11 protein-coding genes and 5 pseudogenes are annotated in these 14,189 nt (G+C 68.4%); 10 read left to right on the top strand and 6 right to left on the bottom strand.

Going from position 1 to position 14,189, the window contains the following annotated elements; all coding sequences use genetic code 11:
• The 8 genes and pseudogenes from ACZ6TI_RS14045 to ACZ6TI_RS14010 all read left to right on the top strand — a co-directional run.
• Positions 1–516, top strand: a 516-nt coding sequence (locus ACZ6TI_RS14045; RefSeq protein WP_465345415.1) for an FG-GAP repeat domain-containing protein, incomplete at its 5' end; no start/stop codon positions are given.
• Positions 517–575: 59 nt separating this feature from the next.
• Entirely contained in the window at positions 576–770 is a 195-nt protein-coding gene (locus ACZ6TI_RS14040; protein WP_465345458.1) for an integrase, read from the top strand.
• A 54-nt stretch (positions 771–824) separates the two neighbouring features.
• Positions 825–995 (top strand): annotated as a pseudogene (locus ACZ6TI_RS14035) (IS256 family transposase); the annotation flags it as partial.
• Positions 996–1,410: 415 nt separating this feature from the next.
• Positions 1,411–1,566 (top strand): hypothetical protein, encoded by a 156-nt coding sequence (locus ACZ6TI_RS14030; RefSeq protein ID WP_465345414.1) that lies wholly within the window; start codon positions 1,411–1,413, stop codon positions 1,564–1,566.
• 489 nt (positions 1,567–2,055) lie between these two features.
• Entirely contained in the window at positions 2,056–3,867 is a 1,812-nt protein-coding gene (locus tag ACZ6TI_RS14025) for an eCIS core domain-containing protein (RefSeq protein WP_465345413.1), read from the top strand.
• Positions 3,864–4,286, top strand: coding sequence for a hypothetical protein (locus ACZ6TI_RS14020; protein ID WP_465345412.1), 423 nt, complete (start codon positions 3,864–3,866; stop codon positions 4,284–4,286). The genes ACZ6TI_RS14025 and ACZ6TI_RS14020 overlap by 4 nt, the downstream gene beginning before the upstream one ends.
• A gap of 222 nt (positions 4,287–4,508) precedes the next feature.
• Positions 4,509–4,724 (top strand): annotated as a pseudogene (locus ACZ6TI_RS14015) (integrase core domain-containing protein); the annotation flags it as partial.
• 56 nt (positions 4,725–4,780) lie between these two features.
• Positions 4,781–4,969: pseudogene (locus tag ACZ6TI_RS14010) on the top strand (DDE-type integrase/transposase/recombinase); the annotation flags it as partial.
• 381 nt (positions 4,970–5,350) lie between these two features.
• On the opposite strand, the gene ACZ6TI_RS14005 reads toward ACZ6TI_RS14010, so the two are convergent.
• The 3 genes from ACZ6TI_RS14005 to ACZ6TI_RS13995 all read right to left on the bottom strand — a co-directional run bounded on the left by ACZ6TI_RS14005 (position 5,351) and on the right by ACZ6TI_RS13995 (position 10,655).
• Positions 5,351–7,294, bottom strand: a complete 1,944-nt coding sequence (locus tag ACZ6TI_RS14005; RefSeq protein ID WP_465345411.1) for a trypsin-like peptidase domain-containing protein — start codon at positions 7,292–7,294, stop codon at positions 5,351–5,353.
• Positions 7,291–7,617: a CU044_2847 family protein gene (locus tag ACZ6TI_RS14000; protein ID WP_465345410.1), complete on the bottom strand. Its 327-nt coding sequence runs from the start codon at positions 7,615–7,617 to the stop codon at positions 7,291–7,293. Before ACZ6TI_RS14000 ends, ACZ6TI_RS14005 begins: the two co-directional genes overlap by 4 nt.
• Before the next feature lie 215 nt (positions 7,618–7,832).
• Positions 7,833–10,655, bottom strand: a complete 2,823-nt coding sequence (locus tag ACZ6TI_RS13995) for an alpha-L-rhamnosidase-related protein (protein WP_465345409.1) — start codon at positions 10,653–10,655, stop codon at positions 7,833–7,835.
• A gap of 331 nt (positions 10,656–10,986) precedes the next feature.
• On the opposite strand from ACZ6TI_RS13995, the gene ACZ6TI_RS13990 reads away from it, so the two are divergent.
• Together ACZ6TI_RS13990 and ACZ6TI_RS13985 are read left to right on the top strand one after the other, a co-directional pair.
• Complete coding sequence (locus ACZ6TI_RS13990; protein ID WP_465345408.1) at positions 10,987–11,205, top strand: hypothetical protein; 219 nt, start codon at positions 10,987–10,989, stop codon at positions 11,203–11,205.
• 178 nt (positions 11,206–11,383) lie between these two features.
• Positions 11,384–11,542 (top strand): annotated as a pseudogene (locus tag ACZ6TI_RS13985) (tyrosine-type recombinase/integrase); the annotation flags it as partial.
• A 254-nt stretch (positions 11,543–11,796) separates the two neighbouring features.
• Here the strand turns inward: ACZ6TI_RS13985 and ACZ6TI_RS13980 are convergent.
• The 3 genes and pseudogenes from ACZ6TI_RS13980 to ACZ6TI_RS13970 form a co-directional block, all read right to left on the bottom strand.
• Positions 11,797–12,957 (bottom strand): MMPL family transporter, encoded by a 1,161-nt coding sequence (locus ACZ6TI_RS13980; RefSeq protein ID WP_465345407.1) that lies wholly within the window; start codon positions 12,955–12,957, stop codon positions 11,797–11,799.
• 190 nt (positions 12,958–13,147) lie between these two features.
• A pseudogene (locus ACZ6TI_RS13975) lies at positions 13,148–13,603 on the bottom strand (MMPL family transporter); the annotation flags it as partial.
• The gene (locus ACZ6TI_RS13970; RefSeq protein WP_465345406.1) at positions 13,546–13,917 is read right to left on the bottom strand and encodes a hypothetical protein; all 372 of its coding nucleotides are present in this window, start codon (positions 13,915–13,917) and stop codon (positions 13,546–13,548) included. The pseudogene ACZ6TI_RS13975 and the gene ACZ6TI_RS13970, both read right to left, overlap by 58 nt.
• Positions 13,918–14,189 lie beyond the last annotated feature (272 nt).

Below are 14,189 nucleotides of genomic sequence, written 5' to 3'. Positions count from 1 at the left end.
ATCGGCACGGGCTGGCAGGGCTTCACGGCGCTGACCACCGGTGATCTGAACAGTGACGGGACCGACGACATCATCGCCCGCGCCGGGGACGGCACGCTGACGGTCTACCCCGGCAAGGGCGTGATCGCCACCGACGCGACGGTGAATGCGCCGGTGCGGATCGGCACGGGCTGGCAGGGCTTCACGGCGCTGACCACCGGTGATCTGAACAGTGACGGGACCGACGACATCATCGCCCGCGCCGGGGACGGCACCTTGACGGTCTACCCCGGCAAGGGCGTGATCGCCACCGACGCCACCGTCAACGCGCCGGTGCGGATCGGCACCGGCTGGCACGGCTTCACCGCACTGACCGTCGGCGACCTCAACGACGACACCGTCGACGACATCATCGCCCGCGCCGCCGACGGCACCCTGACCGTCTACCCCGGCAACGGCAGCATCGCCACCGACGCCTCCGTCAACGCCCCCGTGCGGATCGGCACCGGCTGGCAGGGCTTCACCGCACTCACGTGATCAACGTGGCTTGACCACCTCGAAAGAGCCGGGCGGCGATCACCGCGCCCGGCTCTTTCGTGTCCGACCATCAAACCCACGCCGCTTTGGGCCACCACCCGCACCGATACCTGCGCTGGCGTAACGCCAACGCCCGCCACCCCGACGTCCTGGCCGCCCAGCGCCGCGAACGCGCCCGCGTCGGCAGCGAACGCCAACACCGCTGGGAGGCGTTGCGTCACGGTCAGGTCGAGGCCGCGGGGCTGTGGATCTAAAGGTGTTTCCGGCCTGATCCGCCGGGCGGAGCCCGGCGAGGAAGGTGGCGTGCTGTGACGGCGACACTGGACGATGTGACCCCGAGGAAGAAGAAGCCGGAGCCGTCGGCGGAGGCCCAGGCGGCGGCAGAGTTGGTCCGGCTGGCCAAGGAACAGGGCTTGTCGTTGACCGGCCCGGACGGGCTGCTCAAGCAGTTGACCAAGACGATCCTGGAGACCGCCCTGGCCGGGCAGGCGCCGCTGCAGACGCCCGCCGCGGGAAACTACGTCCGGACCAGCACCGGGCTGCTCCAGGCCGTGCCCGGCACCAGCAGTCCAGGCCACATGTCGTTCGGGCCGAACCAGACCTTCGCTCCCGGCTCGTACAACGCAGAGTTCGTGATGCGGTCGAACAACCCGGCCGCCGGCACCCAGGTGGCCAACATCGAGGTGTACGACGCACGGACCGGCACGTCGATCGTCCCGCCGACGATCCTGACCGCCGGCAGCTTCGCCGTCGACGGCACCTACGACAGATTCATCCGTTTCACCCTGCCGTTCACGGTCTCGTCGGCCGACAACAGCCTGGAGTTCCGGGTCTGGTGGTATGGCGGCTCCAACCCGTTGGACATCGCGGAGATCCGCGTGCGATGAACCGTTGGTGACAGACATCGCCGACGGACGAAGGACCGCGACTGCGGCGGGCATCGATCAGATGCCCGCCGCTGTCCGCACTATGCGATTCGGCCACACCATCAATTGCGAGGCGATCGAGATTCACGGCATGGCGAACGTCAGTCAGGGTGACGCGGAATGAAGAGTCCGGCCCGTTTCCAGTCCAGCGTCATCCACTCTGGCAGGCCGCTACATCATTCGACGCCGGCGTATTCGACGAGCAGATCGACTACGAAGATCTCCTTCGAACTGATGAAGGCGACATCATGCGCAGGGTCGTGCCGATCGTGAAGCGGTGGCCTGCCGGAGGCTGCCGGTGAACGAGAGCCTGCGGGCGCCGTTGAGGTGTTTCGGAGTTTGTTCGATGCCAGCCTTCAGTTCATCGTCTGACGCACGGCACCGGCTCACGTCACAGCAGGGTCTCGACCTCGTCGGCAGCGGCGGATCGGCGAGCGCGTCCACAACCGACTGCAAGGTGGCGACCTGGTGGGGGTTCGGGGAAGCATTGGTCGGGGCGTTCCATCGTGTCTCGCTGAAGCCGTCGCCTGTTGAGCCGGGCCGTCGTATATCCGGCAGATGGACCGCCGTTATCTGCTAGTGGCGTCCGCCGGTCCGTTCCACGATGCAGTGTGTGGCTGAAAGAGCGCGTAGCCCCTCCCGCCCGGCGTCCGACGACCGCGCTGTCAACGACGGTGACCGTCCGGGAGCGACCTTGGTCCCCGGCGGCAATGCGGCGACGGCTCGGCTCTTCCGCTCCGCCGTCGGCCCCACGCCGGCGCCCGACGGATTCACCGACCGGCTGCCGTCCGGTGGGCGGCCGATCCCTGCTGGTGTCCGTCAGGAGCTGGAAGGCGGATTCGGCACGTCCATGGACGGCGTCCGGGTGCACACGGGGGCGACGGCGGCCGACCGGGCGGCTGATGTCTCCGCCCGCGCTTTCACCGTCGGCTCCGATGTCTACTTCGGCCAGGGCGAGTTCCGCCCCGAGTCGCCGGCCGGATATCGGCTGCTTGCTCACGAGGTCGCCCACACCCTGCAACATCACGCGGGCCCGCCGGCTCCGGCGACCAGTGCGATCTCGGTCAGCGAGCCGGAGTCACTCGCCGAGCGGGAGGCCGACGCGATCGCCGATGCTGTCGTCGCGGCCCGCGGCGCGGTGCCCGCGCTGGTTGGTGGGTACGCGCCCGCAGCGGGCGGCAACGGCGCCACCTCGCGGCTGATCGCCCGGCAGCCCGGGCCGCCTGCGGCCGCGGCGACGATCGCTCAGCTGGACGAGGCGCTCGCGCACTCGGACGTCGACGAGGACCGCGTGATCGACCTCCTCGGCCGCTTGTCGGCGCCTGACAAAGCGCGCGTTCTGGCCGGCGGCTACGCGACCCCACTGGCCGACGCCTTCAACAACGGCGAGATGGTGCGGGCGGTCAAGAATCTCGGCGCTCCGTTGTGGCAGGCTCTGGAGTGGGTCAAGGAGGCGGCGGGGAAGTGGTCGGACATCGACTACGACGAGATCGCCGGGCTGGTCCGGGCCGCCTCGCAGGCTGACCGTGACGTTCTCAAGACGACGGCGTGGCGCGACCGGTTCGTCGACATCTGCAGCAACGACACCATGTACCACGCGGTCATCGACCTGGCGTTCGACCTGGGGACAAAACTCGGCTGGATGCTCGAGGAGGGCACGAGTTATGGGGCGGTTGCGGCGGTCATCCGGATGACGCCGGCCGCCGAGCTCGCCGCGGTGGCCGCCAACACCGCTCTGATGAACAGCCTGCGGTCCGATCTCAGCAGCGACGACTATGCCACGGTCGACAAGATGCTGCGGTCCGGCCTCCTCGGCGAGAGCGACGTGGAGACCGAGTACGTGGGGAACGAGTGGCACGCATGGGCGGCGCTCACGCGCAGCGGGCTGACCCTGTCCAAACACTTCGAGTTCAAGAAGGCCGGCGGGTTGACCGACGCCCAGCTCGCCACGTTCAAGACCGATGTGCAGACCGCTGTCGCCCGGCACCTCAGCGGCAAGTGGCGCCTGCGGATAGCATCGATAGGGAGACCTCAGCAGGGCGACGGCGACTACCCGATCTCCTTCCAGATCATCGAAGGTTCCGGGTACCCCGTCACCGTGCACGCCGGGAACGGACGCGCGAGCGGCAACGAGGACAGTTCGGACTGGTACGAGCTGGGCCAGGTGGGTGACACCGCGGACACCCACATCGCTGCCCATGCCCACGAGCTGAGCCATATCATGATCGGTGCACCCGAGGAGTACACGCCCGCTCCGGGCGACACCCACGACCCCGGCCGCACCGTCACCAGTGACGACTCCATCATGGGACAGATCACCCCGGCGAACGCCCTGCGCCTGGAGATCAAGGATCGTGCCTTGTCGTTCCTGGCGTCGTGGGCGCACAGATACTTCCCCGGCAGGAGGATCTCGATCATACGATGACCGACTCGCTCAGTTTTCCGTTCCAGCACGCCGACACTGCCATCACCTACACGATCGGCGCCCCGCCCGGCGATTGGACCCACCTGCACATCGGCGCCGGCGGGGGCTTCGAGTTGCGCTCGACCGCGACGGCCGGCCGGCAGGAACACCACTTCTCCGGAACCCTGACCGCGGAACAGATCGGCCGCGTGACGGCGGAACTTCGCGACGACCGGCTCTGGGCCGTGGACCATGTCAAGAAACGGGGACCCGGCGAGACGGCGGCGCGGATCGAGTTGACCTACGCCGGTCGTTCGAAGTCGGTGGAGTTGTGGACCAGGGAGGTGGCGCTCGTGCCCGTCTTCCAGCGCGCCACCACCGTGCTGGTAGCACTGATCAACGACGTGTCCGGAGGCGTGGTCCGCGAACCGGGCCGTTGAAGGTTCGACACAACGCCTATCCGACAGCCGCGCCCCGGTGGATCCGGCTCAAAGCCCGTTTGGTTTGCCGCTGGGTCAGGGTTGCTGGCCACGGGCCGGCTGGCTCGGTGGCCGGGGTGGCGAGGATGAAGAGTCCAGGTTCGGTTTGGCTGAGGATTTCGCTGCTGACCAGGCGTTTGAGTAGAGTTTTGGGGCGGGCCGTGGTGGGTCCGCAGCGCCCGCGCTGAGTGCACCGACCGGGTGCTGATCTACAACGAGCGGCACGCTCGCAGCGTCCTTGCCGCGTACGAGCGCCACTTCAATCAGCACCGGCCACATCTGAGCGTCGACCAGCACCCGCCGAATCACGATCCGGCCATCGTCGTCTCGATCGACGCACCGGTACGGCGACGACGAGTACTCGGTGGCGTGGTCAACCAGTACTCACGAGCCGCCTGACCTGTTCAAACGAGCCGCAGGTCACAGGCCATGCGGCGAGTTTTGGCACGGCACACGATCACGGCCGGCTCAAGCGTCGGCTACGACCGATGCGCGGACTCCAGACCGATCGCACCGCTCAAGTGGTCATCGCCGGGCACGCCTTCGTGCAGAATCTGCGACGCGGCCATTACGACATCGCACTCGACAATCCGCCTGCCACAAGACTCGCCGCCGCGTTCACCGGACTCGCTCGAGCCATCTGACCAGCGGCGGCCAAGGAAGTCGTCGCGCTCGCCGAACAGACAATGCAACGGCCCCCGCGACTACCTCGACCGCCGCGCCACCCAAGGCCTGACCCGACGCGAGGCCATCCGCTGCCTCAAGCGTTACATCGCCCGCGAGATCTACCAACTGCTCCAACAACTCAGCCTCGCCACCGCCCCGTCAACGGCTTGACAAGCCATAGGGGCATCGGAGCCCTTCCAGGTGACCATCCCGATGTCAGCGCAGCCCAACGTCTGCCCGTCGAATGGCGTGGTCCGCAGTAGGCTAAGTCGTGACCACCGAAATCAACGACAGAACGCCCGCAACGGCCAAGGCCCGACGGACCCGGCGCCGTCGACGGGGCGGAGCAGATTCGATCGTCACATCGATCCTTCAGTCGGTTTCGAATCAACGACCGCCAGGTAGAACTGCATGATCAGGCGCCGGTTGTCGATGTCGTCCTGAGTCATGGTGTCGCGACCGCAAGCGACGAAGAACGCCTCATCCGGCGTCGCGCCAGAGAGAACACCACGCTCCCACAAGCCGTGCAAATATCCCTTCGCCTGGTCGGCGGCTTTCTGCCACGTGGCCTCATTGCTCTCCTCGAACAGGGTCCACCGTGTCCCCACCTCGATGGCGCGGGACACCATCAAATAGGTTCGCCTTTTCGCGAGATCACGGCGGTCCTCCTCAACGGCGCAGGTCTGCGAAGCACCGAGCGTCGAACCGACCACGCCGGTGATCAACGGGTTAATGCCCCGCCGGATCAGAACGTCGGCGTCGGGTACGGGTACGGCCACCACAGCATTTCGCACCGCCGTGCCGGCGATGCTTCTGTGCACCCCGATTTCGGCGTCGTGACGGGCGATGGCGCCGGCCACATGCCCGACCGGACTGACCGGAATCCTCTCGCCATTCGATGACCGCACCAGCACGGGCGGGTGGAAGGCCGCCGCGGAGGCGCTATCCAGATCGGGTTCATCCGGTCCTAACCCCAGAAGGGCCAGGCATTGCGCCGCCTCGCACGCCCGGACCAGGCGTTGCCGGGCCGCCCGCCGGTCGTCGGGCTGGTAACGGGGATGATCGGCGTCGGGGACACAGACCAGTCCTTCGCCGAGTGAGCGTAGGGTTTGATCGATGTCCCCGATCTGATCGTCGATCGGCGAAGCACCGTCCGCGCCGCCGGCCAACGCCCAACTGCCCCGCTCGGGTGCGGCCGGGGGAAGCGCCGTCGCCCACGCGAAAGAGACGTGATCCGATCGCACGGCGTCGGTGAGCGGATTGGGCCCATCGGGGTGAGTCGACAGATTGTCGTAGTCCTCAACTTGCCCGGACAGCGGCGACAGGATGACGCGTACGCCTCGCCGGCTCCCCTCGCCGATCTCGATCCGGAACCCGTTCGCCCAGGCGCCGCTGCTGCGCGCGGACACGATCAGTGCCTGCCCGGGATCGGTGGTCGGGATGCTGACAGATGCCACCGCAGCGCCGGCGTCCGCGGTGCGGACCACGTACGCCAATTGCCCTCCGTTCTCGAAGAACCCTTGAACCGCCGCGCCGAGGTACGAATCCGCCGGATCCAGCGGCTCCCCGAAGGCACGCCGGTAATCATCCCACTCGGTCAGCAGCATCGGCTGGTGAGAGCCGCGGCGCGTGCGCCCGATGAACACCGTCGTCGCATCGGCGACAGCCGTCGGCTCCGCCTGAATCGGAAGGACCTGATGACCTGCGGCGGCGGCCAGGTCCGACGACAGCACACTCACCGGGATGAACGCCGCCACATCAACGGACGGGTCGTTCTCCGCCTGCGCGAGGATTCCCAAGACCCGACCGTCGGGATCGAAGACGGGGCAGCCGCTGAACCCGGCCTGGAAACGGTAGCCGCCCGTACCCCGCACGCCCAGCTGCAGCCAGCCACCGACCATCGGCCCCGCACATACGATGTCGCGTTTCCACACCCCGTCGGGCCGGCCGCGGGGAAAGCCGAACAACGAGAGATCTTCGCTCGCCGCCGAAGTGGACGACAACGCCGCCGGGGTCGCGCCGGACGTGGCGGCGAGTTTGAGAAGCGCGATATCGCCGTGACCGAGCCGGGACAGGTGGGACCACACAACCACCGACGCTTCCACCGTTCCCCCGCCGGTCAGCGGAAAATCCAGGTTGATGCGCTCGCCGTGCGGCGCGTCGATCCTGTCAGGCGGCCGACCCAGCGCCGCGTTCACCACGTGCGCGCACGTCAGCACCAGATCGCCGACGACAAGGACGCCGCCGCCGACCGCACCGCCTTGCGGGTTGCGGAATCGCGCGACGCCAGGCGTCTCCGTCATCTTGCGGACTCACCGGACCACGACAACGTCACCGTGAAGTTGGCCTCGCCGGCCGTCTTGGCCAGGATGACACCTGCCTGCGCCGTCAGCTTCACTCCCACGGCCACCGTCAGCTCGTCCGGCGCCAACTGCTTGAGCCGCTCGCCGACAACGCGCAACGCCGGGATCAGTCGATCGACCGCGGCTTCGAACGATTCGGTCGCGACCGCCACCACCGCTCCCGGTTGGACGGAGGCCGGGGTGAAGCCGGCAAGCTGGTCATCACCCATCTCCACGACGATGCTCTCGCCTTCGGCGAGCGGGAATTCCACGAGGTACGCCATGCCACCATGGTCTTCTGCCGGGTGCCCGCGCGGTACCGACCGAATTGCCAACAATCATCCGCCGGTCGCTCCGGCACTGTGAGACAAGAGCACAACGGCGGCAGCGAGGGCGATGCTGGCATACATCATGGTGTGGACCTCCGTCACGCTCGAGCGAAAGACCGGGCCGGTCCGGCGCGCCTGGTCGGGTCACGTCGGACCGGCCCGCCGGGCCGTTAGTGGGTGAGGTAGCAGGACTTCGCCACGCCGGGCAGTGGGTCGCTGCCGAACGCGGCTGTGGTGCACGCGGCGGTTGAGGTGAAGCTGCGGTAGAGGTATTTGCCGCGGGCGCCGTAGGCGACGGTCTGCTGGCCGGTGAAGGTGCAGGTGCCGTTCTCGGCGGCGCAGGTGGTCCCGTAGCCGCTGGGGCTACCGGTGTGGGAGTAGCAGGCCTTCACCGTGTTGGCGATCGGGTCGCCGAAGGTGGTGTTCGTGCAGGAGACGTTTCCGATGGCCGTCGTGTAGGCGAACGCGCCGTTGGCGCCGTACGCGATGGGCTGGCCGCTCGCCGCCGGGCAGGTGCCGTTCTCCGCCGCGCACTGGGTCCAGCCGCCGGTGGGGCCGCCGGCCGGCGGCAGGTAGCAGGCTTTCGCGGTGCCGTTGAGCGGGTCACCGAACACGTTGTTGGTGCAAGCGGTGCCGCCGGTGAGCATCCGGTGGTTGAAGGCACCGTTCGCGCCGTAGGCGACCCGGCGGGTGTCGGTGAAGCCGCAGGTGTTGTTCTCCGCTGCGCACTGGGTGTAGCCGCTGGGGCCGCCGAGCGGCGCGACGTAGCACGACTTCACCAGGTTGGCGGCGGGGTCGCCGTTGAAGGCGGCGTTGGTGCAGGCGGTGCTGTCGGTGGCCGTCTTGTAGGTGTAGGTGCCGGCCCCGTAGGCAACCATGCGGGTGCCGGTGAACGAGCATTGCCCGTTTTCGGCGGCGCAGCGGGTGAATCCGGCCGGGAGGTCGCCTCCGGTCGGGGTGGGTGGCGCCGGGTTGCCCAGGCCGGTCGCGGTGAACGTGTAGGTGCCTGGGGTGACGCCGGTCAGGTACACGTACGCGTCGTCCTGGGTGCCGCCGCCGATGCCAGGTCGCGGCGTGAAGGTTCCGTTGTTCCAGACGACGGCGCCGTTGACGGAGACCGTGATGGTGCCGGTCAGCTTCGGGATGCCGATCCGGCCGGTGGTGCCGGTCGGGCTGGTGATCTGGGAGGTGAAGGTGCCCGCGGACGGATCGCGCGACCAGGCGGCGTTGATCGCGCCCTGTGGCATGGTGATGCGGCCTTCGACGCTGGTGAGGTCGCCGGGATGGGGCACGAAGCGGTACTGCCCGATGGTCGTCTCCGGCGCCGTGCCGAGGACGTCGAAGGTCAGCGCGGAGGTCGGCCCGGTCGACCAGCCGTGCGCCAGGCTCATGAACGACGGGTTGTAGGCGAGCCCGCCGTCGGCTTTGATCCCCTCCCACATCGTGCTCTTGGTGCCGATCGGGCTGTCGAGCATGTGACCCCAGGTGCGGCGGATCTGCGCTAGGGCGGTGTGGTCGTCGTTGGCGGTGAAGTGCGCGTGGACCTCCATCGAGCCGGGGAACGGGTGGATGTCGCCGTTCCACTCCGGCGTCGTCGCACCGTACGCGTTCCACCGCTGCGCGAGGCGCTGCACGATGCTGGTGTTCTTCGCCGTCGAGTCGGTGAGGCCGTACCAGACCGCCATGGAGTTGCCGTCTTGCGGGTACATCCCGCTGGTGGGGTTGTCCCGGTACATGCCGGTGGCGGCGTCCCAGAGCCGCGAGTTCGCGGCCGCCTTGAGTGTTGCGGCCCTGCTCGCGTAGGTGGCCGCCAGCGCGCCGTCTCCCTGGATCGCCGCGAGCCTGCTCGCGCCGGTGAGGGTGGCGTACATCAGGGCGTTGGCCTGGATGTTGAGCCCGCCCTGGCCGTTGCGGGCCCAGTCGGCGGTGTTCGTGACGTTCAGCAGCCCGCTGCTGTCGGTCTTGTTGATGATGTAGGTCATCGCGCGGGTGAACCTCGGCCACACGCTGTCGAGCCATGCCTTGTCGGCGGTGTAGGTGTAGTACGTCGACGTCACGTTCAGGGTCCACAGGTGGTAGGTGTCCGAGCCCCAGAGGTTGAATGGCGGGCCCGAGTAGGGCAGCTCGCCGGAGGCGTTCTGCATGTTGTAGATGGTGGTCAGGGCGTTGCGGCTGGATTCCAGCTCGTTGGTGGACGCGTACGCGGTCGGGGTTGCGATGCCCAGATCGCCCGGCCACACGTTGCGGTCCCGCTTCGCGGCGTCCGACAGCACCGCGGTGCCGACCCCGGCCACCGCGGCGTTGTTCCACAATGTCGCCGGGGCGGGCCACGCCCGGCCCTGGTTGGAGGCGATGGTGCTCATCTGCACGGTGTAGGCGCCGCCGTACCAGATGCGGTTGAGCAGGTTGTCGTTGGAGTAGAAGTAGTTCGCGTAGTCGGCTGGGTTGGCCTTGCCGGGTGCGGCGGTGAAGTTCAGCGAGACTCGGGTCAGGTCGACCCAGCCGGAGGTCCGCAGGAAGACCGTCAGGTAGCGGAATCCGCCGCGCAGGTATGGGGCCGGCATGGTGTAGGTGCCGTTCGTGGGCGCCGCGGCGGTGAGCGCGCCGTCCCCGCGCCCCTCATGAGTGGCGCTGGTGTCGCTGTCGTTGCCGACGAACAGCGACGACTCGCTGAACGCCAGCCCCAGTTGCTGGCTGCCGTTACTGGCGGCGCCGAAGTACAGGGTCGCCAGGCCGCCGACCTCTTTGCCGAAGTCGAGGGTGACCGACGAGTTCGCGCCGGTGATCCGCGTCGCGAGGCCGGACAGCACGTTCTGCGGGTTGGCGACCGTGCCGGTGGTGCGGTAGATCGCCGTCGGGCGGACCGTGCGGGACGTGGGCGACAGATTCAGCGCCTCGATCGCGCCGGGCGGCGGCGCCGCGGCCACACTTGCGGCCTGGACTGGTGCGGCACCGGCGGGCAGCAAAGCGGCCAGCACGGTGAGGCTCAACATGGTACTGATGCGGCGAATCGACACTTTACGCATACCGACTCCGGGTCCGACGAGAGGTTATAACGTTTCAGACCTTGACATCGTTGTCATTTGGTTGTCAATACATTGACCAACATCAGTTAATAATCCGAACTGTTAAACGTTCTGTCTAGTCTTGACCCCAGGCTCCGATGGGAGATATTCACGAGCGCTGATCTCCTGCTGTCCACCGAGGGATGGACGCCGTGTGCCCAGGCAAGATCCTGCTCATCGCCGCGCTGACGGCCGCGCTGGTCACGGCGCCGGCACCGGCCCGGGGGGCGAGCCGGCCGTCTCGGCCGAACCCCTGCGCATGCTCACCCTGATCACCGGAGACCGCCTGCTGGTCTCTGCCGACGGCGCCTCGGTGAGCCGGCTGTACGCGCCCGGCCGCGCCGACGTCCGCTGCTCCTCCATAACGAAGATCAACATTCCGGTCTCCACGGGATACGTCTCGCTGCAGTCGAAGGTGGTGCTCCACGATGGAGGAATGGTCGAGCAGAAGATCAGCCGGGCGTGCGCGTTAGGATAGGCGTCGGTTGGGGTCCGCCCGGCATGTACCAGCAGCGGCTTGTGCGGGGGATCGCCGTCCCGTCACGCTGGTGTTTATCGGGTGTCAATCACCTGAAGCGGGTCGACCTCAGACGACGCCGCAACCACACGCACGCGATCGGCGGATCCTCAGATCGGTGCGGTCCGGTTGTCCGCCGATGTGGCGAGGGCTGGCACCGGGCTGGCTGTCCGAGCGCGAACTCGACGTCGAGGAAACGACGCAGGACAACTACCGCAACCTGTTCCGCATGTACGTCATCCCGCACATCGGCGGCCGGCAGCTCTACAGCATCGACAAGCGCGCCATCCACGACATGTACAAAACGCTGCTGCGCGAAGGCGGCAACCGGAAGAAACCGCTGTCACCGACGACGGTGCGCACGGTGCACCGGGTCATCATGAAAGCGTTCCGGGACCCGGGCATCAATCTCGACGGGGTCCGGCAGCCCCGGCCGGCCGATCGTGAGAACCACGGTCGCAAAAGTGTCTGGACGCCGAACGAGTCCAAGACGTTCCTCAATCGTTTCGAAGCTCGAACGGGCGGCACGTCGAGAAGTGTGTCCGGTCGGTTTCATGGCCGGCTCCGGTTCAGGCGCCTCCGCCCGGCCGGGCGGAGGCGCCTCGCGGGCGAGGGGTTCGTCAGTGGATCCGGGCGAGCACCTGTGGATCGGCGTGCGTGCCGTCGCTCGCAGCGTCGTTGCCGGCCGGGCGTCCGGGTAGCACCCGGTCCAGCCATCCCGGCAGCCACCAGTTGGCCCGGCCCAGCAGCGTCATGGTCGCCGGTACCAGGACCATCCGCACCACCGTGGCGTCGATGAAGATCGCGGTGGCGAGGCCGAGCCCGAACATCTTGGCCGACGGGTCGTCGGCGATGGCGAAGGACAGGAACACCGGCCACCATGATGAGGGCTGCCGAGGTGATCGTCCGGGCGGTGCCCGAGATGCCCTGCACGATCGCCTTGTCGTTGTCGCCGGTTCGCAGGTACTCCTCCCGCACGCGGGACAGGAGGAACACCTCGTAGTCCATGGACAGGCCGAACAGGATCGCGAACAGGAACATGGGGATGAACGACACGATCGGTACCGTCGCCTCCAGTCCGATCAGCGCACCACCCCAGCCCCATTGGAACACCGCGACCATGACGCCGTAGGCCGCGCCGATGCTCAGCAGGTTGAGCAGCACCGCCTTCAGCGGTACGAGCACCGACCGGAAGGCCAGCATCAGCAGCACGAACGACAGCGCCAGCACAGCGCCGATGAAGATCGGTAGGCGTCGGCTGGTGCGACGACCCACATCGGACAAGCTGGCCGCGGCACCGCCGACGTGGGCGTTCGACGGGCCCTGCCCGACCGCGGTGGGGAGAACCTCGGCGCGCAGCCGGGCGACGGTATCGGCCGTGGCGCGCTCCTGCGGTCCGGTGGTGGGGAACACTACGAGGGTCGCGATCCCCGTGGCCTGATCGACTCGCGCCGGCGCGACCGAGGCGATGCCCGGGTCGGCGGCGACCGCTGCGGCGACCCGGCCCGCCGATCCTGGGTCGCCCGCGAGGTCGACGGCGATGATGAGAGGGCCGTTGGTGCCCGGGCCGAACCCGTCGGCGACGAGGTCGTACGCTCGGCGTTCGGTGCGGCTTTCCGGAAGCGAGCCGTCGTCGGGCAGCCCGACGCGCAGGCCGAGGACGGGCAGCGTCGCGGCTAGGAGCAGCCCGGCCGCGCCGATCGCGTACGACACCGGATGCCGGTTGACGTGTCCGATCCAGCGCCGCCAGCCGGACGCGGGCGCGGCGCCCGCCGCCGCTGCCCCGCCGCTGCCCGAGCCGACCCCGGCCGAGCAGCCGACCCAGCGTCCCGACTCGGGCCAGGCGTGGGCCGGCGGCGCCGAGGAAGGCCGGCAGCAGCGTCACCGACGCAACCACCATGATCAGCACAACGATGGAGACCGCGAGCCCGCCCATCGTCATGAACGGCACGTTCGACACCGCCCTGCCGAGGATCGACACGACGACGGTGCCGCCGGCGAAGACGACGGGTCGCCCGGCCGTGGCCACCGCTCGCCCGGCCGCCTCGTGGGGCTCGAGCCCGAGCATGAGGTACTCGCGGTGCCGGACGAGCACGAACAGCGCGTAGTCGATGCCAACCCCCAGCCCGACCATGCTGCCGAGTACCGGTGCGAATGTCGGGATCTCTGTCACCCGCGCGAGCACCGTCATCGTGGCGACGCCGACGGTGAGGCCGAAGACCGCCATACCGATCGGCAGCGCGGCGGCGGTGAGCGAGCCGAACGCCAGGATCAGGATCGCGGTCGCAGCGAGGAGGCCGATCAGCTCGCCGGTGCCGCCGCCGGTGTCGGAGAAGGCGAAGAACAGGTCCCCGCCCATCTCGATGCGTAGCGGCATCTCGCTGCGCAGCCGGTCCCCGAGGTCGACGAGGCGTCGAGGTCGTCGACCGACAGCCGGCTCTGATCGGGGTACTGCACGCGCACGACGGCGATCCGTCCGTCGGCTGACACCAGGCCGGCGCTGACGGCGGCGTCCGCGCCCCGGTCGAGCGCCTCTGCCGGGTCGCTGGTGTCGAGCACGTTCGGAAGTCGCCGTACTTCCGCCTGCAGCCGCGTCAACGCGGTACGCGGCGGGCCGCCGTCGAAGAAGGTTGCTCCGCTGTCGACGGGGGTGACGACCACCTGGGCGGTCATCCCCTCCTGGCCGGTGCCGGCCCGCTCGATCAATTCCGCGGCCCGTTGGGAGTCCAGTCCGGGAGGGCCGCTAACCGGAGCGGTTTCGGGTCGCGGTCGCGAGACAGGCGGTCGATCTTGTGCCCGCCGAGAAACATGCCCAACTCGCCGGTCTGCCCTGACCCTCTCCACCGGCATCGACTTCCCGCACGCCGCCCAGGCCATGCAGATCCGGCGCCGCCGCCGACGCCTCGACGAGCCGAAACAGTTCACGACCGAGATCGTCTACGCCA

The organism is Actinoplanes sp. NPDC051388 (genome assembly GCF_055586225.1).
The sequence above is the reverse complement of the archived record's forward strand: the minus strand, read 5'-3'. Positions and strand labels throughout refer to the sequence as shown.